This window comes from Nocardioides sp. F233 (assembly GCF_057813895.1).
In genome coordinates, this window is record NZ_JBVASH010000005.1 from 271927 (window position 1) to 293890 (window position 21964).

The 21964-nt window shown below is 71.8% G+C and carries 20 protein-coding genes; 14 read left to right on the forward strand and 6 right to left on the reverse strand.

Features of this window, described 5'->3' with window-relative positions:
• The first annotated feature begins 56 nt into the window (after nucleotides 1–56).
• From ACZYRU_RS20360 to ACZYRU_RS20375, 4 genes are read left to right on the forward strand one after another with little or no spacing between them, the layout of a single operon-like run.
• Nucleotides 57–821 carry an SDR family NAD(P)-dependent oxidoreductase gene (locus tag ACZYRU_RS20360; protein WP_488958919.1) on the forward strand — a complete coding sequence of 255 codons (765 nt, stop codon included), beginning with the start codon at nucleotides 57–59 and terminating at the stop codon, nucleotides 819–821.
• Nucleotides 818–1600 carry an SDR family NAD(P)-dependent oxidoreductase gene (locus ACZYRU_RS20365; protein WP_488958920.1) on the forward strand — a complete coding sequence of 261 codons (783 nt, stop codon included), beginning with the start codon at nucleotides 818–820 and terminating at the stop codon, nucleotides 1598–1600. Before ACZYRU_RS20360 ends, ACZYRU_RS20365 begins: the two co-directional genes overlap by 4 nt.
• A gap of 34 nt (nucleotides 1601–1634) precedes the next feature.
• On the forward strand, nucleotides 1635–3056 hold the full coding sequence (locus ACZYRU_RS20370) for an APC family permease (protein WP_488958921.1): 1422 nt from the start codon (nucleotides 1635–1637) through the stop codon (nucleotides 3054–3056).
• Nucleotides 3053–3877 carry an alpha/beta fold hydrolase gene (locus ACZYRU_RS20375; protein ID WP_488958922.1) on the forward strand — a complete coding sequence of 275 codons (825 nt, stop codon included), beginning with the start codon at nucleotides 3053–3055 and terminating at the stop codon, nucleotides 3875–3877. Before ACZYRU_RS20370 ends, ACZYRU_RS20375 begins: the two co-directional genes overlap by 4 nt.
• Before the next feature lie 16 nt (nucleotides 3878–3893).
• On the opposite strand, the gene ACZYRU_RS20380 is transcribed toward ACZYRU_RS20375, so the two are convergent.
• Entirely contained in the window at nucleotides 3894–4586 is a 693-nt protein-coding gene (locus ACZYRU_RS20380) for an HAD family hydrolase (protein ID WP_488958923.1), read from the reverse strand.
• Nucleotides 4587–4629: 43 nt separating this feature from the next.
• Nucleotides 4630–5610 (reverse strand): tryptophan--tRNA ligase, encoded by a 981-nt coding sequence (trpS, locus tag ACZYRU_RS20385; protein WP_488958924.1) that lies wholly within the window; start codon nucleotides 5608–5610, stop codon nucleotides 4630–4632.
• Between the two features lie 337 nt (nucleotides 5611–5947).
• On the opposite strand from trpS, the gene ACZYRU_RS20390 reads away from it, so the two are divergent.
• The 4 genes from ACZYRU_RS20390 to ACZYRU_RS20405 all read left to right on the forward strand — a co-directional run bounded on the left by ACZYRU_RS20390 (nucleotide 5948) and on the right by ACZYRU_RS20405 (nucleotide 8855).
• Entirely contained in the window at nucleotides 5948–6163 is a 216-nt protein-coding gene (locus tag ACZYRU_RS20390; RefSeq protein ID WP_203044008.1) for a helix-turn-helix domain-containing protein, read from the forward strand.
• Between the two features lie 289 nt (nucleotides 6164–6452).
• A complete protein-coding gene (locus tag ACZYRU_RS20395) occupies nucleotides 6453–6554 on the forward strand; it encodes a 30S ribosomal protein bS22 (RefSeq protein WP_008356322.1) in 102 nt (33 codons plus the stop codon).
• Nucleotides 6555–6598: 44 nt separating this feature from the next.
• Nucleotides 6599–7660 carry an NAD-dependent epimerase/dehydratase family protein gene (locus tag ACZYRU_RS20400; protein ID WP_488958925.1) on the forward strand — a complete coding sequence of 354 codons (1062 nt, stop codon included), beginning with the start codon at nucleotides 6599–6601 and terminating at the stop codon, nucleotides 7658–7660.
• Nucleotides 7653–8855 (forward strand): lysophospholipid acyltransferase family protein, encoded by a 1203-nt coding sequence (locus ACZYRU_RS20405; RefSeq protein WP_488958926.1) that lies wholly within the window; start codon nucleotides 7653–7655, stop codon nucleotides 8853–8855. Before ACZYRU_RS20400 ends, ACZYRU_RS20405 begins: the two co-directional genes overlap by 8 nt.
• Nucleotides 8856–8913: 58 nt before the next feature.
• Here ACZYRU_RS20405 and ACZYRU_RS20410 read toward each other — a convergent pair whose 3' ends face one another.
• From ACZYRU_RS20410 to ACZYRU_RS20420, 3 genes are all read right to left on the reverse strand, one after another.
• Entirely contained in the window at nucleotides 8914–10050 is a 1137-nt protein-coding gene (locus ACZYRU_RS20410; RefSeq protein WP_488958927.1) for a DUF5667 domain-containing protein, read from the reverse strand.
• Nucleotides 10051–10201: 151 nt separating this feature from the next.
• Nucleotides 10202–10990 (reverse strand): sigma-70 family RNA polymerase sigma factor, encoded by a 789-nt coding sequence (locus tag ACZYRU_RS20415; RefSeq protein ID WP_488958928.1) that lies wholly within the window; start codon nucleotides 10988–10990, stop codon nucleotides 10202–10204.
• Between the two features lie 134 nt (nucleotides 10991–11124).
• Entirely contained in the window at nucleotides 11125–12012 is an 888-nt protein-coding gene (locus ACZYRU_RS20420) for an HAD family hydrolase (RefSeq protein WP_488958929.1), read from the reverse strand.
• A 41-nt stretch (nucleotides 12013–12053) separates the two neighbouring features.
• Between ACZYRU_RS20420 and ACZYRU_RS20425 the strand changes: the two genes are divergently transcribed.
• Together ACZYRU_RS20425 and ACZYRU_RS20430 are read left to right on the forward strand one after the other, a co-directional pair.
• Nucleotides 12054–13679, forward strand: coding sequence for an AMP-binding protein (locus tag ACZYRU_RS20425; RefSeq protein WP_488958930.1), 1626 nt, complete (start codon nucleotides 12054–12056; stop codon nucleotides 13677–13679).
• A 5-nt stretch (nucleotides 13680–13684) separates the two neighbouring features.
• Nucleotides 13685–13924 carry a glutaredoxin family protein gene (locus tag ACZYRU_RS20430; RefSeq protein WP_488958931.1) on the forward strand — a complete coding sequence of 80 codons (240 nt, stop codon included), beginning with the start codon at nucleotides 13685–13687 and terminating at the stop codon, nucleotides 13922–13924.
• Nucleotides 13925–13936: 12 nt separating this feature from the next.
• Here the strand turns inward: ACZYRU_RS20430 and ACZYRU_RS20435 are convergent, their stop codons facing one another.
• Nucleotides 13937–17128 (reverse strand): fibronectin type III domain-containing protein, encoded by a 3192-nt coding sequence (locus tag ACZYRU_RS20435; RefSeq protein WP_488958932.1) that lies wholly within the window; start codon nucleotides 17126–17128, stop codon nucleotides 13937–13939.
• A gap of 144 nt (nucleotides 17129–17272) precedes the next feature.
• Between ACZYRU_RS20435 and ACZYRU_RS20440 the strand changes: the two genes are divergently transcribed.
• From ACZYRU_RS20440 to ACZYRU_RS20455, 4 genes are read left to right on the forward strand one after another with little or no spacing between them, the layout of a single operon-like run.
• Nucleotides 17273–17965 (forward strand): redox-sensing transcriptional repressor Rex, encoded by a 693-nt coding sequence (locus tag ACZYRU_RS20440; RefSeq protein ID WP_488958933.1) that lies wholly within the window; start codon nucleotides 17273–17275, stop codon nucleotides 17963–17965.
• Complete coding sequence (locus ACZYRU_RS20445) at nucleotides 17962–19269, forward strand: glutamyl-tRNA reductase (RefSeq protein ID WP_488958934.1); 1308 nt, start codon at nucleotides 17962–17964, stop codon at nucleotides 19267–19269. Before ACZYRU_RS20440 ends, ACZYRU_RS20445 begins: the two co-directional genes overlap by 4 nt.
• Nucleotides 19266–20285 (forward strand): hydroxymethylbilane synthase, encoded by a 1020-nt coding sequence (hemC, locus tag ACZYRU_RS20450; RefSeq protein WP_488958935.1) that lies wholly within the window; start codon nucleotides 19266–19268, stop codon nucleotides 20283–20285. Before ACZYRU_RS20445 ends, hemC begins: the two co-directional genes overlap by 4 nt.
• Nucleotides 20282–21952, forward strand: a complete 1671-nt coding sequence (locus tag ACZYRU_RS20455; protein ID WP_488958936.1) for a bifunctional uroporphyrinogen-III C-methyltransferase/uroporphyrinogen-III synthase — start codon at nucleotides 20282–20284, stop codon at nucleotides 21950–21952. The genes hemC and ACZYRU_RS20455 overlap by 4 nt, the downstream gene beginning before the upstream one ends.
• The last annotated feature ends 12 nt before the right edge of the window (nucleotides 21953–21964 follow it).

The window sequence follows — 21964 nt, forward strand, 5'->3', positions numbered from 1 at the left end:
AAAAAGTTGAATGACAGGTCTTGCCCTCCATGCAAGTGAATTGCATCATGTGCAACATGAAGCGATTCGAAGACCAGGTCGCCCTGGTCACGGGAGGCGCGTCGGGCATCGGTCGTGCGACCGCCGAACGACTCGTCGCCGAGGGGGCGCGGGTCTGGGTCCTCGACCGTGACGGAGCGCAGGCGCAGGCTGTCGCAGACGAGCTGCACGCGGTCGGCGGGTCCGCCGAGGGGGCCGAGCTCGACGTCACAGATGCCGATGCCTTCGCCGGTCTCACGGACGAGATCCTCGGGCGCGACGGGCGCATCGACGTACTGGTGAACAACGCGGGGGTGACGCTGGCCGCAACAGTCTGGGAGACGACCGCCGCGGACTGGGATCAGGTGGTCGGCGTCAACCTCACGGGAGTCTTCAACGGGATCAGGGCGGTCTTCCCCACGATGCTCGGGGCCGGCCGCGGCGCGATCGTGAGTACGTCGTCGGACGCTGGGCTCGTGGGCTGGCCCGGGCAGGCCGCCTACTGCGCGAGCAAGAGCGGTGTGCTCGGGCTGACGCGGGCGTCGGCCATGGACGGCGCCGCGCACGGCGTCCGGGTCAATGCCGTCTGCCCCGGATTCACCCGGACCCCCTTGGTCGAACGATGGCTCGCCGAGCGTCCGGACCCTGCCAAGGAGCTGCGGGAGATTGCCGCCGAGCAGCCGTTGGGCCGGGTCGCCGACCCCGCGGAGATCGCAGCAGCGATCGCCTTCCTCGCCTCCGACGAAGCGGGATTCATCACGGGCGTCGCGTTCCCGGTCGACGGCGGGGTCACGGCGCGATGACCCACGAGCATCCCCAGCAAGGAGCCCGCCTCGACGGGAAGGTCGCTCTCGTCACGGGAGCAGCGCAGGGCATCGGCGCCGCGGTCGCCGACCTCTTCCTCTCCGAAGGCGCCAGGGTCGGCTGCGTCGACCTCAACGGCGAACGGCTGCGGCATGCCTGGCCGGACCGGGACGGCGGCCGCATGATCACCGTCGCGGCCGACGTCTCCGTCGAGCAGGACGTCGTTCGCGCGGTGTCGGCGGTGACCGACGCGTTCGGGACGGTCGACATCCTGGTCAACGTCGCCGGTGTCGCCGGACCTCAGTCCGCCGCGGCCGAGACGCTGGTCGAGGACTGGGACCACACGCAGGCGGTCAACCTGCGGGGGACATTCCTGACCGTGAAGCACTGTCTTCCGCACCTGATCGAGCGGCGGGGTTCCATCGTCAACATCGCGTCGGCGCTCGCGCTGGTGGGTTGGCCGCAGGAGACGGCGTACGGCCCCTCGAAGGCAGGGGTGGTCCAGTTCACCCGGGGCGTGGCACTCGACTATGCGCCGCACGTGCGGTCCAACTGCGTCTGTCCGGGCGCCGTCCGCACGCCCATGATCACGGGGGTGCTCGAGGGCCACCCTGATCGCGAACGGGCCCTCGCCGAGTACGGCGCCATCCACCCGCTCACGGGCCGGCTCGCCGAGCCGATGGAGATCGCTCGGGCCGTCCTGTTCCTCGCGTCGGACGACGCCTCGTTCGTCACCGGTGTCGCCTTGCCGGTCGACGGCGGATTCACCGCTGCCTGAGATCTCGCGCAGCTTCCACGAAAGGGCTACACGCATGTCTGCCAAGGATGAGACCAACAACGGCCTGCCCAGCGGCGCGCTCGGCGTCGTCGGCATCGTCGTCATGTCAGCGGTTCTCATGGGACCGGCCATCTCGCTGTTCTTCAACAGTCCGGTCATGGCCGCCACCGCCGGTGCCGCACTGCCGCTCGCGTTCCTGGCGTCCATGGTCGGGATCCTGTTCACGGCGTACGCGGTGGCGCAGTACGCCGCCAAGATCGCCTCGGCGGGCTCCTTCTACGGATTCGTCCAGCGTGCCGCCGGCTCTCGCCTCGGCTTCCTGGTCGGCTGGTCCACGTTCGGAGCATATTTCGGCGCGACCATCGGAGGCGGCCTCATCACGGGAGCCTTCCTGTCCTCGATCATCGAGGCCGACTTCGGTATCAGCGTCTCGTACTTCTGGTGCGCGTCGGTCATCTTCGTCTTGACGGTCGCGCTCTCGATCCGCGGGATCAAGCTCTCCGAGCGCTTCAGCATCGTGATGCTGGCCATCGAGCTGGTCGCGATCGCGGTCGTCATCGGCGCGATCTTCGTCCACGGCGGGGCGGAGGGCTTCAGCGCCGCGCCGCTGGATCTCGGCGACAGCAGCCTCTCCGGCATCCGGCTCGCCATGGTGTTCGGTGTGCTCTCGTTCGTCGGCTTCGAGATCTCGGCGACCCTGGCCGAGGAGACGCGCAATCCGCTCCGCAGCGTGCCCATCGCGGTGCTGGGATGCACCGTCGTCATCGGTCTGATCTACATCGTCGGCAGCTATGCTGTGGTCATCGGCTACGGCCCGTCCCACATCGATCAGCTCGCCAATGACGCGTCGTCCTTCGACACGCTCGCCCGCCAGTACGCCGGCCCGATCCGCCCGTTGGTCGATCTGATCCTCATCAACTCCCTCATCGGAGCGGAGATCGCGGTGGTCAACAGCTTCGCGCGGGTGGCGTTCGCGCTGGGGCGCGAAGGCGTGATTCCTGCCGTGTTCGGGTCGATGAGCCGACGGCACCGCACGCCACACGTCGCCCTCATCGCGGGCGGAGCGGCCGGCGTGACGGCAACGCTGCTGCTGTCGCTCAGCCACGTCGACGGGCTCACCGCGTACACCTACGTGTCGACACCCGCGAGCCTCCTGCTCATCCTGGTCTTCATCGCGTCGAACCTCTGCCTGGCGCGCTTCTACCGGGTCCAGCACCACCACGAGTTCCGCGTTCTCAAGCATGTCGTCGTCCCCGTCGCCGGATCCCTGGTGCTCGTGATCCCGTTGGCCGCGCAGTTCTATCCCGCGCCTCCGGCACCGCTGAACCAGCTGCCGCTCTACGCTGTCGCCTGGATCGCCATCGGTGTGGTGCTCCTCGCGGTCAATCGCCGCCGCATCGACGCGCTCGACGCCCCGTTCAGTTCGGAGGACCAGCCCGAGGAGGCGACCCGATGACCACGAATCACCACCAACTGCCGGACGGGACTCGACTTGCCTACACCGAGGCCGGCCAGGGGCGCCCGGTCGTCCTGCTCCACGGCGTGCTCGGCTCGCGGCGCTTCTACGAGCGGAACATCGACGCGCTCGCGCAACGGTTCCATGTGTTTGCCCTCGACTTCCGTGGCCACGGGGACTCGGGCGACAGCCAAGGAGGGAACACCGTCGCGCAGTATGCGCGCGATCTCGACGACTTCCTGCGCGGCCGCGATCTGACGGACGCCGTCGCCGTGGGTTGGTCGATGGGCAACCTGGTCATCTGGGAGTACTTGGACCAGTTCGCGGACTCCAGCCGGATCGCCGCGCAGATCTGCGTCTCCCAGGGGCCGACGGACCTGAAGGCCGACGGGTGGGAGCACGGCTTCACCGACCGGGTCGGCCTGCGCGACCTGATCCGGTCGGCGCAGGGCGACTATCGCGCCGTGTGCGCCGAGGTGGCGACGATCTTCACTAGGGACCTGCCTTCGCCGGCGGATCAGGCATGGATGGTCGAGGAGGAGCTGAAGGTGCTTCCCAACACTGCCGCCTGCATCCTGGCGGACCAGACCCAGCGGGACTACCGCACGGTCGTTCCCCACCTCACGCTGCCGATTCTCGCGGTGTGGGGGCGCGACGAGAAGTGTCTGCCCGTCGCGGCCGGTGTCTGGCTCGCAGAGAGCGCCGAGAACGCCGAGCTGGTCGTCTTCGAAGACAGTGGGCACATGCCGATGTGGGAGGAGTCTGATCGCTTCAACCAGCTCGCGACCGACTGGATCGTGTCGCTCGGCGCGTTGGTCTAGCCGCGAAGGATCGAGGCTAGGCGACTTCCTCCAGGCCGCGCACGGTCCGCACCCGCACGCCCGTGCGCCGGGCGTCGTGGCGGCCGTAGCGGTCGAGCAGGCGTGCCTGCAGACCGGCCCGTTGCGCGCCGACGACGTCGTGGCGCAACGAGTCACCGACCATCAGCGTCGCGCCGGGCTCGGCGCCGAGTGACGCGCACGCGGTGAGGTAGGAGCGCGGGTCGGGCTTGGCGGCCGGGAGCGCGGAGGACGCGAAGACGGGGACGTCGGCGCGCAGCAGGCCGGTGCGACGCAGCTTCTCGGTCTGGATCGGCAGCTCGCCGTTGGTGAGGATGCCGACGGGCAGTCCCGCCGCGCGGGCGCGGGAGATCGCCGCCGCCGCGTCGTCGAAGGCTCGCCAGGCGGCCCGGTAGCAGCCGAGGAAGCCCGCGTAGACGTCGTCGGCGAGGGTGTCGTCGGCCAGGTCCCAGCCCGGCAGGAAGTCGCGGATCCGCGCCCGTCGGTGCTCCACGTAGCTCACCTCGCCTCGCTGGGCGCGCTCGTAGTGGCGCGCCTCGAGCACGAACCAGCGCTCCACGTGCTCCTCCAGCTCGGCCGGCGACTCCGCGAGGCCGAGCCCGGAAAGCCACGCGCGCAGACCCCGCTCCGAGGCCCCACGGTGGTCCACGAGCGTGTCGTCCAGGTCGAGGAGCAGGGCCCGGAACGTCATGCGGAGCAGTCTGCCAGCGGCCACCGACACTCCCGGCAGCCCCTCACAGCCCGATCGCGCTGCGCGCGGCGGCCAGCACGGGAGCGGTCACCTGGCGGCACCGCTCGGCGCCGCGGCGGTACACCTCGCTCACGTGCACCGGGTCCGCCGCGAGCTCCCGGTACCGCGCCTGGAGCGGCGCGAGCTCGGCGACCACCGCGTCGGTCACGGCCCCCTTGAGCGCGCCGTACGTCGTGATCTCCTCGGCCGATCCGCCGCACGCGGTGAGGATCTCGAGCAGGTTGGTGACACCCGGCTTGGCTGCACGATCGGACCGGACCGCCGCCGGCCCGGTGTCGGAGTCGGTGACGGCGCGCGCGACCTTGCGGCGTACGACGTCGGGTGGGTCGAGCAGCGCGATCGCCCCGGCGTCCGGCCCGGACTTGCTCATCTTGCCGGTCGGGTCGGCCAGGTCCATCACCCGTGCGCCGGCCGTGGGCACGGTGATCTCGGGGACCGTGAACACCTCGCCGTAGGTGGCGTTGAAGCGCAGCGCGAGGTCCCGGGTGAGCTCGATGTGCTGGCGCTGGTCGTCGCCGACCGGCACGTGGGTGGGCCGGTAGAGCAGGATGTCGGCGGCCATCAGCACCGGGTAGGTGAGCAGCGAGGTCCGTACCGACTCCTGGCGGCGCGACTTCTCCTTGAACTGGATCATCCGGCCCAGCTCGCCCGTGGTGGCGACGCACTCGAGCAGGTAGGACAGCTCGGCGTGCGCCGGCACCTGGCTCTGCCGGAACAGGGTGCTGGCGTCGAGACCGGCGGCCAGCAGCAGCGTCGACTGCTCGGTGATCGCCGCGCGCAGCTCCTCGGGGGAGCGGGGTGTGGTCAGGGCGTGCAGGTCGGAGATGCCGTAGAAGCACTCGGCGTCGGCCTGGGCGGCCCGCATCGGGCGCAGCGCGCCGAGCAGGTTGCCGAGGGTCAGCCGACCGCTCGGCGTGAGGAGGGAGAGACGTCGGGACAGCGTGGTGGACAGGGTGGTGGACATGGTGGTGGCTCCTGGGAGATGAGGCCCACGGGCGCCGGACCACGTCCGGTGAAGCACGACGGCCGCCCGTGGGCGGCCGGTGGTGAGGGTGTGTCGAGGAGGCGGCCGCCGTCAGGCGGGCCACCAGGTGAAGGTCATCGGGGTCGACACCCCCCGATCATCGCACGGGACCGCGTCCCGGATCGCGCTCGGGTCAAGCCGACACGCCGGTGCGGGAAAGTTTCACTGGTTCATCTCTTCCCCACGAGTCACATCTGGCCCTATTCTCACGCCAGTGGCGTCCGGCGGATCACAGCTGGGGAAGGCGGTGACCCCGGACGCGGAAAGTTGGTGTGTCATGGCTCCTTCGTCGCGCGAGCGCGCCGAGTCCCTTCCGGACCCGAAATTCCTCACCATCGCCGAGGTCGCCTCGGTCATGCGGGTGTCCAAGATGACCGTCTACCGCCTGGTGCACGGCGGCGAGCTCCCGGCCGTCCGGGTGGGTCGCTCGTTCCGGGTCACCGAGGACGACGTCAACGAGTACCTGCGCAAGTCCTTCTACTCCGCCGGCTGAGGTCGGATCCGGCGCACGCTGGCCGCCGCTGCAGGAATCGCCGCTTCAGCGGTGGTTCTGTCGCTTACTGACTGTTGCAACGGTCAAGAAGTGAGGGAATCACCTCTTAAGAGGTGATTCCTGCGCCCTCCTGCCGCCCTCGGCGGCGGTGCGATCTTCGTCCCATCTCCTGCGCTGATTCACCGCGCTCACGAGGCTGCGGATAGGCTGACCCGGTGCTCCGGGGTTCCCCGGAGCGTCGTACGTCACGCCGAGCGCTGCCGCGCCCGGCGCTCTGGAGAGGTTCCACGTGGGTTCTGTCATCAAGAAGCGCCGCAAGCGCATGGCGAAGAAGAAGCACCGCAAGCTGCTGAAGAAGACGCGCGTCCAGCGTCGCAAGCTCGGTAAGTGACCCGAGCCAGCCAGTAGCTTCCTGATTCCGAGGAGTCGGTGGAGATGGGTGCCGGACGCACGGTCCTGGTCACAGGGGTCTCGCGAGACCTCGGCCGAACCCTTGCGCGCACGCTTGCCACCGACCCCGGGATCGACCGGGTCGTCGGAGTCGACGTCGTCCCCCCGCGGGGCGACCTCGGCGACGTCACGTTCGTGCGTGCCGACATCCGCAACCCGGTCATCGCGAAGGTCATCGCCAAGGAGGACGTCGACACCGTCGTCCACATGAGCGTGATCGCGACCCCCGGCTCCGCCGGTGCCCGCGGCACCATGAAGGAGCTCAACGTCATCGGGACGATGCAGCTCCTCGCCGCCTGCCAGAAGGCGGAGGGGCTGCGCACCCTGGTCGTGAAGTCCTCGACGACGGCGTACGGCGCCAGCAGCCGCGACCCCGCCATGTTCACCGAGGACATGGAGCCGCGGCGGCCCGCGCGCACCGGGTACGCGAAGGACGTCGTCGAGGTCGAGCAGTACGTCCGCGGCTTCGCGCGGCGGCGTCCCGACGTGACGACCACGCTGCTGCGCTGCGCCAACGTGATCGGCCCGCGGGTCGTGAGCCCCCTGGCGTCGTACTTCCGGCTGCCGGTGATCCCGACCGTGCTCGGGTTCGACCCGCGCCTGCAGTTCCTGCACGAGCTCGACCTCAACCGGGTGCTGCGCCACGCGGTCCGTGAGGACGTCGGCGGCACGTTCAACGTCGCCGGCGACGGCCTGCTCATGCTGTCCCAGGCACTGCGCCGCTCCGGTCGGCCCAACGTCTCCGTTCCTGCCGTCGCGTTCGGTGGCCTCGGCTCCGTGCTGAAGTCGGTGCGCCGCGCCGACCTGTCGCCCGAGCTGGTCGCCTTCCTGACCTACGGCCGCGGGGTCGACACCACGCGGATGCGCAGCGAGCTCGGCTTCGAGCCGCACTACACGACGGCCTCGGCGTTCGCCGAGTTCGCCGCCTCGCTCCCGCCCGGCTCGCGCCGCACCGACCGGGTGCTCGGCTCGCTGGCCGAGCGCCTCCCTGCGGTCGACGACGACCGTCCCGCCCAGCTCACCCTCGCTGGAGGCACGGATGGCTGACGCCGAGATCATCCCGATCGGCACCCGCGGCCAGCCCGGCCGCGGCACGGGCAAGCGCCCCTCGGCCGCAGCCCGCGGGCTCGCGCCGAAGGGCGCTACGCCGCGCAAGGCGCCCGCGAAGAAGCCGGCCGAGCCGGCCGCCAAGGCTCCGGCGAAGGACGTCCCGGTCGAGGAGCGGCCCGTCGTCGACGACGCCCCCGTGATCGAGACGCCGTCGCTGCTCGACCCGCCGGCCGACGTACCTGCTGCGCCGCTGGTGGCGGCGGCCCGCACCGAGGAGCGCGGCACCAGCCCGCTCGCCGGCATCCCGGTCGGCGACTGGCTGGCGGGCTTCCAGCACGCGAGCAAGGAGCTGTTCGGCGACCAGTGGGAGCCCCAGCTGGCGCGCTTCCTGGCCTTCCTGCGGCGCCGGGTGACCGGCGACTACTCGGTCGACGAGTACGGCTTCGACGCCGAGGTCACCGAGCGCTTCTTCATGGCTGCGCTGCGGCCGGTGGCGCAGAAGTGGTTCCGGATCGAGGTCCGCGGCGTCGAGAACATCCCGGCCGACGGCGGCGCGCTGGTCGTGTCCAACCACTCGGGCACCATCCCGGTCGACGGCCTGATGACGATGGTGTCGATCCACGACCACACCGGTCGCTTCCTGCGACCGCTCGGTGCGGACCTGGTGTTCCGGCTGCCCGTGGTGGGCTCCGTGGCCCGCAAGGGCGGCGCCACCCTGGCCTGCAGCGAGGACGCCGAGCGGATGCTGCGCGGCGGCGAGCTGGTCGGCGTGTGGCCCGAGGGCTTCAAGGGCATCGGCAAGCCGTTCTCGGAGCGCTACAAGCTCCAGCGGTTCGGCCGCGGCGGCTTCGTGTCCGCCGCGCTGCGCACCGGCGTCCCGATCGTGCCGCTGTCGGTGGTCGGCGCCGAGGAGATCTACCCGCTCGTCGGCAACATCCCGTCGCTGGCCCGGCTGCTCGGAGTGCCGTACATCCCGATCACGCCGCTCTTCCCGCTGCTCGGTCCGCTCGGCCTGGTGCCGCTGCCGTCGAAGTGGCTGCTCGAGTTCGGCGAGCCGATCCGCACCGACGAGTACGACGACGGCGCGGCCGAGGATCCGATGCTGGTGTTCAACGTGACCGACCAGGTCCGCGAGACGATCCAGCAGACGCTCTACAGCCTGCTGATGCAGCGGGAGTCCGTCTTCCGCTGACGGCGCGTCTCGATACGCCGCTCGCTGGCGCGAGCGGCTGCTCGACGAACCCGTCGGGCTACTTGCCGCCGAGCAGGCCGCCGACGATGCCGGTCAGGCCGTCGACCAGGCCGGGCACGAGACCGGGGTCGGTCGCGGTGCCGTCGGTCGTCTGGGAGCCGCCGTTGATGCCGAGGGTGTCGGTGAGGCCCTTCGTGACCTCCCCGACGGTGTCGCTCAGCGGCTTCGGGTTCTTCGTCGGGTTCTGCACGGTCGGGAGGTCGACCGGCGGCAGCACCGGCGGGACGAGCGGGGCGGTCGGGTCCGGGGTGGTCGTGGTCTGCGGCGCCTTGTTCGGCTGCTTCGACGGCAGCGGTGCCGCGTCGTTCACCGGGACGGTGACGTCACCGGCGAGAACCGCGGCGAGCGGCAGCGCGGCGAAGTCGGGCAGCTCGGCCACCGCGCCGTCGGCGCAGCTCGGGCAGGCCTCCCACGCGGCGGCGTCGATCTGGCGGATCGTCTGGGTCGCGGTGATCAGCAGCGAGCGGCTGTCGGACGGGACGGCCGGGCCGAGGTCGGCCAGGACGGCCATGCTGTCGCCGGCGAAGGCACGCAGGTCGGCGATCCGGTCGGACTTGCCGGTGGCCGCGTAGTCGTCGAGCGCGAACTCGGACGCCTGGCGGGCCTGGTCGGTGAAGTCCTGCAGGGTCGCATTGACCTCGTCGGCGCTCCGGTCGCTGGCGACGAGCGACTGGAGCTCGTCGAGGCGGGCCTCGGCGTGCGAGATGAGGGTGTCGGCCTTGGCTGCGCCGTCGGACTGCAGGTTGGTCTGGGCGTTCTCGAGGGCGCGCTTGACCGGGTAGAGCACGTCACCCGGCAGGGCGTCCTGCGAGGCCATGGCCATCGAGCCGGTCGCGGAGACCACGGCGAAGCCACCGATGACGGCGGCCAAGCGGCGCTCGCGGGAGCCGCGGCGCTGGCGCGGCGTGAGGCGGACGGCCAGGGCCTCATCGGCACGAGCGGGCTCCCGCTCGGCGGCTGCCACCAGCTGGGTGCGCAGCGAGGACACGAACTCGGGGCGGGCGGTGACCGGAGGAACGGCGCGCAGGGCGGCGACCAGCTCGAGCAGCTCGGCGTGAGCCTCTGTGTCACCGGCGCGGCCGGAGACCAGAGCGTCGAACTCCTCGGCGCCGCGCGACCAGGCGTTCCCGCGCATCACAACGACCATCCTCGTGTCGGGAGGGTCCGCACTCCCGTGGAGCACGCCCTCGTGTTCTCTCGAACATCCAACGACAGGGAGCGGTGGCTGGTTACGGTCCGTGCGGTCACAGCGGAGTAGTCCGAAATGATCATCGGCCGTGGCGTGCTCATCGGATTCCCTCGGGCATGAGCTTGGCCAGGTTGCGCACGCCGCGCAGCTGGAGCTGCTTGATCGCACCGTCGCTGCGCCCGAGGGCGGCGGCGGTCTCGGCGATGCTCATGCCCTGCAGGAAGCGCATGACGAGGCAGTCGCGCTGCTCGTTGGGGAGCTTGGTGAGCGACTCGAGGAGGATCTCGTTGGTGAGGCTGGCGAGCACGGCGTTCTCGGGACCCTCGGTCGCGTCGTCGTGCTGGCCCATGTCCTCGGTGGTGAGCTCGAGACGGGTCCGGCCGGCCTTGAAGTGGTCGGTGGCCAGGTTGCGGGCGATGGTCATCAGCCAGGCGCCGAAGTCCTTGCCCTGCCAGCGGAACGAAGACATGTTGCGCAGCGCGCGGAAGAAGGTCTCCGAGCACAGGTCCTCGGCGACCACGACGGAGCGGGTGCGGTAGTAGAGGAAGCGGTAGACCGACGGCTGGTAGTGGTCGTAGAGCTGGCCGAACGCCTCGGCGTCGCCGCCACGGGCCAGCTCGACGAGCGCGATCAGGCGCTCGCGCGCCTCGGGGGAGTCCTCGGAGGAGGTGGCGAGGGTGGAGTCGCCGAAGCCGGGCGACGCCTCGCGGTCGTAGCCCTCGGTCTCGGCGTGGGCCTCGCTCAGCAGCCAGTGGTCAGGGGTACGACGCCCGCCGGCCTGGCCGGCCACGCCGCTCGCGAGGGCGAGATCAGGGGACAGCGCAGCGAGCACGGCCGCGCGCAGGGCGTCCAGCCCTCGCGACAGGTCGGTGCGCTGCCAGGTCATGCGGGTCCCCTCCCTACTGCCCCCGCGGGGGATCCTACGGTGGATCCTTCCGCAGTGGTACCGGAACGCGACAACCGGTCGCCCGGATCCCGGACCACCCGAACGGACCAGGTTACCGTCCGGTAGGGGGTCGCTCAGGAGACGTGGCGACGTACCTGGCGTCGTACGACCGCGCCGGCGATCGCGGCCCCGGTGGCTGCAGACCCGGCGATCAGGCCCGCCCGGGCAGCCTTGCGGCCGGTCCGGTAGTCGCGGATCCGCCAGCCGTTGGCGCGGGCGTGGGCGCGCAGCTTCGCGTCGGGGTTGATGGCGCACGGGTCGCCGACGAGGCCGAGCATCGGCAGGTCGTTGGCGGAGTCGCTGTAGGCCGAGCACAGGGACAGGTCGAGCCCCTCCCGCTCGGCGAGGGCGGTGACCGCCACGGCCTTGGCGGGTCCGTGCAGCATGTCGCCGACCAGCTTGCCGGTGTAGACGCCGTCGACGTGCTCGGCGACGGTGCCCAGTGCCCCGGTGAGGCCCAGGCGGCGGGCGATCAGGCTGGCTATCTCGATCGGGGCCGCGGTGACCAGCCAGACCCGCTGGCCCTGGTCGAGGTGCATCTGCGCGAGGGCACGGGTGCCGGGCCAGATCCGGTGGGCCATCGCCTCGTCGAAGATCTCCTCGCCGATCTCCTCGAGCTCCTGCACGGTGTGCCCGGCGATGAACGCGAGCGCGGAGTTGCGGGCCTCGGCGACGTGCTCGGGGTCCTCGACGCCAGCGATGCGGAAGTACGCCTGCTTGTACGCCGCCCCGACCAGGTCGCGGGTCGTGAAGAACTTGCGCCGGTACAGCCCCTTCGCCAGGTGGAAGATGCTGGCGCCCTGCATCACCGTGTTGTCGACGTCGAAGAACGCCGCCGCCCTCGGGTCGACCGGGTGCGCGAGCGCGGTCTCGACCTCCGCGGCTGCGGCTGCGGCCTCACCGGCCAGGCGCGAGCGCTGCTGCAGGTTGAGCCGGCGGGGTCGGTCAGCGGGCGGCACCATGCGCCCCAGCCTAGAAGAGAGAAGACACGTAGGATCCCTCCATGTCGTTGCCGGACGCCGCCGCTGTCCCCGACGTGGCCGCCCTCGTCGCGTCCGCCGCCGCCGAGCACCCCGAGCGCCTCGCGGTCGTGGAGGCGGGCGGCCGGGGCCTGACCTGGGCCGAGCTCGAGGACGAGGTCGGCCGGATCGCCACCGGACTGGGCCGCGCCGGCGTCGTCGCCGGTCACCGGGTGCTGCTCGCGCTCGGCAACCGGATCGAGTTCGTGACCGGCTACCTCGGCGTGCTGCGGGCCCAGGCGGTCGCCGTACCCGTCAACCCGGGATCGGTGCCCACCGAGCTGGCCGTGATGCTCGTCGACTGCGGTGCCCGGCTGGTCCTCGCCGACGCGCAGACCGTGGCCGCCGTCCGCGACGCCGTGGCGCGCACCGAGGTGATCGCCGCCGCGCAGGACGAGAACCGGCCGGCCCCGCGGGTGGTGCTCGTCGGGGCCGAGGCGGACGAGCTCGGCCCGTCCGAGAGCACGTACGACGACCTGCGGGCCGAGCCCGCCGTACCCGTTCCTCCGCTGCAGGACCCCGAGAAGCTCGCCGTGCTGCTCTACACGAGCGGCACGTCGGGTCGCCCGCGCGCCGCGATGCTCACCCACCGCGCGTTGCTGGCGAACGTCGACCAGGTCGCCTCGGTGCAGCCGCCGATGATCCACACCGACGACGTCGTGCTCGGCGTGCTGCCGCTGTTCCACGTCTACGGCCTCGGCGCCGTCCTGGGCGGCGTGATCCGGCACCGCGCCAAGCTGGTGCTGGCCGAGCGCTTCGACCCCGAGGGCACCCTCGACCTGGTCGAGGACGAGGCCTGCAGCGTCGTACCCGTCGCGCCGCCGGTGTTCGCGGCCTGGCAGGGCGTCGACGCGCTCGCCGAGCGCCTCGGGCCGGTGCGGATGATCCTGTCCGGCTCCGCGCCGCTGCCGGCCGAGACGGTCGAGGAGTTCGGCGCGCTGGCCCAGGTCCCGATCCACCAGGGCTACGGCCTCACCGAGGCCTCGCCCGTGGTGACCAGCACCCTGCGCTCCGCCGCGGTGAAGCCCGGTTCCGTGGGCGCCGCGCTCGACGGCATCGACCTGCGCCTGGTCGACGAGGAGGGCGTCCCGCTCGACGAGGCCGCCGTCGACGACCCCGGCGAGATCCAGATCCGCGGCCGCAACCTGTTCAGCGGCTACTGGCCCGACGGCCAGGACGGACCCGCCGACGACGGCTGGTGGTCCACCGGCGACGTCGGCTTCCTCGACGCCGACGGCGACCTGTTCCTCGTCGACCGGGTCAAGGAGCTGGTGATCGTCTCCGGCTTCAACGTCTACCCGACCGAGGTGGAGGCGGTGCTCGAGGACGTCGACGGCGTGCGCCAGGCCGCCGTGCTCGGCGTACCCGACGAGCAGACCGGCGAGGCCGTCGTCGCGTACGTCGTCCCCGACACCGGCGAGGTCACCGGACCCGTCGCGGACGCCGTGGTGAGGGCGGTGCAGGCAGCGGCGGCCGAGCACCTGGCGCCGTACAAGCGGCCGGTGCGGGTCGAGGTCGTCACCGCCCTGCCGCGCACCGTCACCGGCAAGATCCGCAAGGGCGTGCTGCGCGGCGCCGAGCGACGCAAGGCGCTGGGGATCCTGGAGTGAGCGGCGTGAGCGCGCGGATCACCCTCTACAGCCGCCCCGGCTGCCATCTGTGCGACGACGCCCGGGCGGTCATCGAGGCGGTCTGCGCGGAGCTCGGCGAGAGCTACGAGGAGCTGTCCATCGACGACGACCCGGCGCTCGCCGACCGGTTCGCCAACGAGATCCCGGTGACCTTCGTCGACGGTCGCCAGCACGACTTCTGGCGGGTCAGCCCGGACCGGCTGCGGGCCGCACTGCGCCACTGAGCGGCGCCGTCGTCAGCGGAACGGGCGGACCCGTACGACCGCGCTGCGAACCTGTCCGGCGTCGTTGCGTGCGATGACCCGGACTCGGTGGACGACACCGGGGCGCAGGCCGCGGAGCTTCACCGAGGACCGGCTCGGACCGAGGACCTTGACCGTGACCCAGCCTGTCCCGGGACGGCGCACCTGGACGACGTACGACGTCGGGGTGCCCGCACCCGTGGCCGGTGGCTGCCACGAGATGGCTGCGGCTCGCTGGAGCGCGACGGCGCTCACCTTGACCGGGGCGGGAGCTGTCGGGGCAGGAGCGGCAGGAGCGGCGGGTGTGGGCGGGTCCACGGGCGGCTCGCCCGGGCCGGTGCTCTCGGGCGTCTGCGCCACGCCGGTGGCCCAGTTGCTCGGTCCGGCGGTGCTCGTGGCCCGCACCCGCACCGTGTAGCTGGTCGAGGGCGACAGTCCCGTGATCATGTGCCGCCGCGCGTCAGGGGGAAGGTCGGCGCCGGACCAGCCGCCGGCGCCGTCACTGCGCGACCACTCGACGCGGAACCCGGTCGCGTAGCGCTGGGTGAACTGCCAGCGCACGTCGACGGCGCGCTCGGCACCCTGCACGGAGACGACGGGCGGCTCGGGCGCCGCCCGGGCCGCGATCTGCATCGTCCTCGGGGCGCCGTAGTAGTAGTGGGTCCCGTACTCGGTGTCGTCCCACCGGGTTCCGACGACGAACTCGGCCGAGCCGGGGGCCAGTTGGTCGACGTCGAAGGTGGTGCGCCAGATCCCGTCGGCCGAGGCGTTGTGGAACTCGAAGTACCCGCCGTCGCTGAACTGCACCCAGGCCATGTCCAGGGTCATCCCGGGCTCCGAGGTCGGGGTGTACTCGAAGTACACGGTGCCGCTGAGCGGGCCGCCGACGAACGGGCCGGTCAGGTCACCCGGGACGGTGCGGTCGAGGAGGACCCGGTTGGTGGCCTCGGCGCTGTGGCCGGCCCGGTCAGTGATGCGGGCGTGCACCAGGTAGTTGCCGGCCGGCAGCAGGGCCCCCTGGGCGTCGGTGCCGTCCCAGCTGAAGTCGGCGTGGGAGTCGACCTCGTCGAAGGCCTCGGCCGGCCGCACCACAGCGCCTGCCGCCGTGGTGATCCAGTACGTGCCGGACGCGCCGGGGTAGTCCTCGTCGACGCCGAACCAGATGGTCACGGGGTCGAAGGCGTCGGGCCGGGTGAGGTAGAGGGTCCTGTCGATGCCCGCAGTGACGACAGGCGGCCGGGTGTCGACGCGCCGGACCGCGATCGGAAGGGTGCTGAACCGTGCCGTGTTGCCACCCGGCTCGGTGTCCCAGGTGATGTTGGCGGAGAGCGACGTCACGTGGGGCCTCGTCGAGAGGTCGACGCGGGCGTGCCAGAGGCCGGTGTCGGGGTCGCGGGTCGCGAGGGTGGCGTCGACGTACGCCTCGTGCAGCCGGACACCGCCTCCTGCCGGGGTGAGGGTCGCGTGGAAGACGTCGGGGTCGACCGGGTCCGGCGTCACCGAGAGTGTGGCGGGCACCGTGCCGTCGAGGGTGACCACCACCGGTGCGCCCTCCGTGGGGTGACCGTGCGTGTCGCTCACCCGGGTGTGGACCGTGTAGACGCCGGACGGCTGGAGGGTTCCGGCATCGTTGGTGCCGTTCCAGGTGAGCCTCGTGGAGGACCCGCCGCAGGCCTCGAAGGGCCGTTCGGCCACCACGGTGGTGCCGGTCGGGCCGGTGACCCAGTAGCGGCACGAGCCGATGCCGGTGGCGTCGCTGACGCTGAAGTCCAGGGGCTCGGTCAGGTAGGCGGTCGGATCGCGCAGGACCATGCGCCGGTCCGCGGGGACGTGGACGACGGGCGGCTTGTCGTCGATCCCCGTCAGCGTGATCGACGGGGTGGTGAAGTAGCCCGAGGGGAATCCGCCCGGGGCCTGCCAGCTGATGCCGGCCGACAGGCTGTACGGGTTGGTGCCGTAGCTGGTGATGTCGATCTCCCGGCTCCAGGTGGACGTCCCCGCCTCGTGGGTCGACTCTCCCCGCCACGGCAGGAAGCCCACGCTGCGCACCTCGATGTCGGACCGCGTCGTGACGGTCGCGAGGTACTTGGTGGGCTGGCCCGCCACCGGTGCGACGGCCAGGGTCCCGGGAACCAGCGGGTCGAGCAGCAGCCTGGTGTGCTCGGTGGTGCTCCTGTTGCCGAGTCGGTCGGCCGCCCGGAAGTGGACGGTGTAGAGCCCGGGCGGCAACATCCGTCCGGTGCTGTCGGCAGGACGCCAGCGCCAGGTGCCTGCGACCCGGACGCTGGGGGTCGAGCCGAGCTGCACCTCCGGCAGCACGACCTGCCCCGCGGCGTCGGTGACCCAGAGCTGGGCGCTGGCCACGTACGACGAGTCCAGGATCTCGAAGTCGTAGGTGAGCTCCTGGTAGGTCGCCGAGTCGGTCAGCGTCGGTCGGGAGGTGACCGTCGGCGTCGTGATGACCGGCGCGCCGGTGTCGGAGAGGGTGACGTCGATGGGCTCGGCGTAGCCGCCGGCGGGCCGACCCAGCGGGTCGATCCACGAGAACGCTCCCCTCAGCTGGTTGACCCCGCCGGGGCACGAGGTGGTGGTGAGCTCGCCCGTGTAGACACCACCTGCGGGCGGAGCGGCGAGGGCGTAGGCGCAGGAGCCGTCGTCCGGGTCCTCGAGCAGCGCGAACGAGACCCGGGTGACGCCCAGGTCGGCCGGCGGGGCGAGGCTCGGTCGGATCGTGTCGCCCACCGGACCGGGAGCGACGCCGCCGAGCGTCGGACGTGGGCGCCGGTCGACGCCGACGGGCATGCTCGCGCTGTCGACGTTGCCCGAGCTGTCGACCGCGGTGAACCGCAGCTCGTAGGCGCCCGTCGGCGCTGGGTTGCCGTCGTCGTCGGAGAGGTCCCACACGATGTTGTCGCGGGGGCCGCCGACGGTGGACACCCGGTCCAGGACCGTGCGGACGACCCGTCCGCCATCGTCGCTGACGGTGACCGTCAGGTTGGCGTTGCGGGTCATCCAGTAGCGCACGTCGAGGACCGAGTCGTTCGGGTCCAGCAGCGGGTAGGCAACGCTGGGCTGGTCGTAGATGGTCAGGTCGATCGGACCCGTGGCCGCCGTCGCCGGCGCCATCGACGTGAGCAGGAACACGCCTGCGAGCAGGGCGATCCAGTGCGTCCAACGGTGCATCATGCGCCCTCATTTCCCCATGTGTGCGCGGCCGCGACGGTAACACCGGGCGAGGGCTCCGCGTCCATTTTGTTCTCACGTTCACAAACTCCTACAGTGATCGAGCCGCGTGATTGACACCTGATCGGGCGGCTGGAAAGTGGAGCTGTGACCACACGGAGTTCGACGGATGCCGGCCGGGTCATCCCGGAGGCCACGGTCGCCCGCCTGCCCGTCTACCTGCGGGCGTTGACGGCGCTGGCCGACAGCGGGATCCGCACCTGCTCGAGCGAGGACCTCGCGTCCGCCGCTGGCGTCAACAGCGCCAAGCTCCGCAAGGACCTCTCCTACCTCGGCAGCTACGGCACCCGCGGTGTCGGGTACGACGTCGACTACCTCCGCTACCAGATCGCCCGGGAGATCGGGGTGACCCAGGACTGGCCGGTCGTCATCGTCGGCATCGGCAACCTGGGCCACGCGCTGGCCAACTACTCCGGCTTCCGCAGCCGCGGCTTCCGGGTCGTCGCGCTGCTCGACGCCGACCCCGGGATCGTCGGGCGCGAGGTGGCGGGCGTCGTCGTACGCCCCTTCGACGACCTCGAGGAGATCGTCCGCGAGCACGACGTCGCGATCGGCGTCATCGCCACGCCGGCCGTCGCCGCGCAGGACGTCGCCGACCGGATGGTCGCGATCGGCATCACCAGCATCCTCAACTTCGCGCCGGCCGTGGTCGCGGTGCCCGAGGGCGTCGACGTGCGCAAGGTCGACCTGTCGATCGAGCTGCAGATCCTCGCCTACCACGAGCAGCGCAAGGCCAACGGCGCCGACGCGGCGACCGACGCAGACGGAGGTGCCGCGTGAGCGTGCTGGTCGTGGGGATCTCCCACAACTCCGCGCCGGTCTCGCTGCTCGAGCGGGTCGCGCTCGACCGCGACGGCGTGCAGAAGCTGATCACCGACGCCGCTTCGTGCGAGCACGTCAGCGAGGCGACGGTGATCGCGACGTGCAACCGCCTCGAGATCTACACCGAGGTGGAGCGCTTCCACGGCAGCATCGAGCAGATCTCCCGCCTCCTGGTCGACCGGGCCGGCGAGACGACCGAGGCGATGCTCCCGCACCTCTACGTCCACTACGACGACGGCGCGATCTCCCACCTCTTCCAGGTGGCCGCCGGCCTCGACTCGATGGCGGTCGGCGAGGGCCAGATCCTCGGCCAGACCCGCGAGGCGCTGCGCCGCGGCCAGGAGCTCGGCACCGTCGGGTCCGCCCTCAACAACCTGTTCCAGCAGGCGCTGCGGGTCGGCAAGCGCACCCGCGCGGAGACGGAGATCGACCAGGTCGCCCCGACCCTGGTCAGCGCCGCGCTAGACGAGACGACCAAGGTCGTCGGCTCGGTCGAGGGCAAGCACGTCGTGGTGATCGGTGCCGGCGCGATGGCCGGTCTCGCGACAGCGACCGCCAGTCGCCTCGGTGCCGGGCGCCTCTCCGTCGTCAACCGCTCGGTGGACCGCGCGGTCCGGTTGGCCGTGCAGTACTCCGGCGAGGCGGTCCGGCTGGCCGACCTCGGCGACGAGCTGGCCAAGGCCGACATCGTGATCAGCTGCACCGGCTCGTCCGGCACGATCATCGACCGCACCCTGCTGTCCCTCGTGCGCGGCGACGTCGAGCGGCCGCTGGCGCTGATCGACCTCGCGCTGCCCCACGACATCGCGCCCGACGTGGCCGACCTGGCCGGCGTACGACGGGTCGGGCTGGCCGAGCTCGGCGACCTTCTCCACGGCGGCGCCACCGGCCGTGAGGTCCAGGAGGTGCGCCGGATCCTCGGCGAGGAGGTCACCGCCTTCCTCGCCGCCCGCCGCCAGGCCAGCGTCACGCCCACCGTCGTCGCGCTGCGGTCGATGGCGACCAACGTCGTCGATGCCGAGATGACCCGGCTCGAGGGCCGGCTGCCCGACCTCGACGACGCGGTCCGCGAGGAGATCCGGCAGACCGTGCGCCGGGTCGCCGACAAGCTGCTCCACGAGCCGACCGTCCGGGTCAAGGAGCTCGCCAACGAGCAGGGCGCCGTCTCGTACGCCGCCGCGCTCGCCGAGCTGTTCGCGCTCGACCCCGACGCGGTCGACGCCGTCACCCGTCCGGTCGTGTCCGAGGAGGGCCTGTCATGACGACCCTGCGCATCGGCACCCGCCGCAGCACGCTGGCGACCACCCAGTCCGGCCACGTCGCCGACGCCCTCGAGGCGCTCGGCACGCCGACCGAGCTGGTCGAGATCACCACCGACGGCGACCGCAGCCAGGCCAGCGGGGTCTCGCTCGTGGGTGCGCCCTCGACCGGGGTCTTCGTCAGCGCGCTGCGCGACGCGCTGCTCGCCGGCGAGGTCGACGTCGCCGTCCACTCGCTCAAGGACCTCCCGACGTACGCCACCGAGGGCATCGTGCTGGCCGCCGTACCTCCGCGCGAGGACCCGCGCGACGTCGTCGTCGCCCGTGACGGCCTCACCCTCGGCGAGCTGCCGCTGGGCAGTAAGGTCGCGACCGGCTCCCCGCGCCGGGTCGCGCAGATCGAGGCGCTCGGTCTCGGCGTCGAGCTGGTCGGGGTGCGCGGCAACGTCGACACCCGGATCGGCCGCATCGCCGAGGGCACGTACGACGCCGTCGTGCTCGCCCGTGCCGGCCTGGCCCGGCTCGGCCGGCTCGACGAGGTCACCGAGGTGCTCGACCCGCTCCAGGTGCTGCCAGCCCCCGGCCAGGGCGCGCTGGCCGTCGAGTGCCGGGCCGACGACACCGAGACCCTCGCGCTGCTCGCCCGGCTCGACGACCCCGGCACCCACGCTGCCATCACCGCCGAGCGCACCCTGATGGCCACGCTCGAGGGCGGCTGCGCCGCGCCGATCGGTGCCCTCGCCGAGGTCGCCGAGGGCGACGACGGGCTCGAGCTGTGGCTGCGGGCCGTCGTGCTGTCCGAGGACGGCGCGCTCGCCGTACGCCGCTCCGCGTCGGCCGCGCTCGGAACCGACCCCACGTCCTGGCCGGCCGAGGCCGCCAAGCTCGGCGGCGACCTCGGCGCCGAGATGCTGGCCGACGGCGGCGACGAGCTGATGGCCCAGCTGCGGGACGAGTCCCGCACCCCCGAACCGAAGAACCCCCCGTCCGCACGATCTGCAGAGGTGCTCAACCCATGACGCGAGCCACGACAGCCAAGGCTGCTTCGACTCCCGCCGCCGCCCAGGTCCACCCCGGAGGCCCCGGCTTCACGGCCTTCGTCGGCACCGGCCCCGGCGACCCCGACCTGCTCACCGTGCGGGCCGTCAGGTTGATCGAGGACGCCGACGTCGTCATCACGGAGGACCCGGGTCACGCCGACCTGGTCGCCGTGGTGCGCGCGCGGGCCGAGCAGGTCGGCGACCAGCCGGCCCCGGAGCCGGAGATCCTCGACGGCGGATTCGGCGAGGACGGCCAGCCGCTGACCCACGCCGCCCGCGCGAAGGTCGTCGTCAAGCAGGCCAAGCGCGGCCTGCGCGTCGTCCGCCTCCTCGGCGGGGACCCGTTCCTCTACGCGTCCGGTCCGGAGGAGGCCCAGGCGGTCGCCAAGGCCGGTCTCGCGTTCGAGGTCGTCCCGGGCGTCTCCTCGGTCGGCGCCGTCCCGGCGTACGCCGGCATCCCGCTGACCACCAAGGACCACCGCGAGGTGGCCGTGGTGACCTGCGGCGACAAGGTCGACTGGAACCGGTACGCGGACACCCCGACCCTGGTGCTGCTCTCGGCCGTCGGCCAGATCGGCGACATCGCCAAGCAGCTCATCGCCATCGGCCGCTCGCCGCAGACCCCGGTCGCGATGACCCGGGTCGGCACGACCACGGAGCAGGAGACGATCACCTCCACGCTCGAGCACATCGCCGCCGACGTCCGCGCCGCGCGGATCGCCCCGCCGGCGATCACCGTCATCGGTGCGGTCGTCGACCTGCGCGAGAAGCTGTCCTGGTTCGAGACCAAGCCGCTGTTCGGCTGGCGGGTGCTGGTGCCGCGCACCAAGGAGCAGTCCGCGTCGCTGTCCAACCGGATCCGCGAGTTCGGTGGTGTCCCGGAGGAGGTCCCCACGATCTCCGTCGAGCCGCCGCGCAACCCGCAGCAGATGGACAAGGCCGTGCGCGGTCTCGTCGAGGGCCGCTACGAGTGGATCGCGTTCACCTCGGTGAACGCCGTGAAGGCGGTCCGCGAGAAGTTCGAGGAGTACGGCCTCGACGCCCGTGCCTTCTCCGGCCTCAAGATCGCCGCCGTCGGCGAGAAGACCGCCCAGGCGATCGCCGACTGGGGCCTGCGCGCCGACCTCGTCCCCTCGGGCGAGCAGTCCGCCGCCGGTCTCCTCGAGGACTGGCCCGAGTACGACGAGCAGCTGGACCCGATCAACCGGGTGTTCCTGCCGCGCGCCGACATCGCGACCGAGAACCTCGTCGCCGGCCTGATCGACCTCGGCTGGGAGTGCGACGACGTCACGGCGTACCGCACCGTCCGGGCCGCCCCGCCGCCGGCTCCGACCCGCGACGCGATCAAGACCGGCAAGTTCGACGCCGTCGTGTTCACGTCGTCCTCGACCGTGCGCAACCTGGTCGGCATCGCCGGCAAGCCGCACCCGTCGACGATCATCGCGGTGATCGGGCCGGCCACGGCCAAGACCGCCGAGGAGCACGGCCTGCGGGTCGACGTACTGGCTCCCAAGCCGGACGTCGAGCTGCTCGTCGAGGCCCTCGCCGGGTTCGGCGCCAGCCGCCGGGCCGCGATGCTGGAGGCCGGCGAGCCGGTCACCAAGCCGAGCGACCGCAAGCCCTCGGCTCGGCGTCGCAAGGCCTGACCCGGCCCGAAC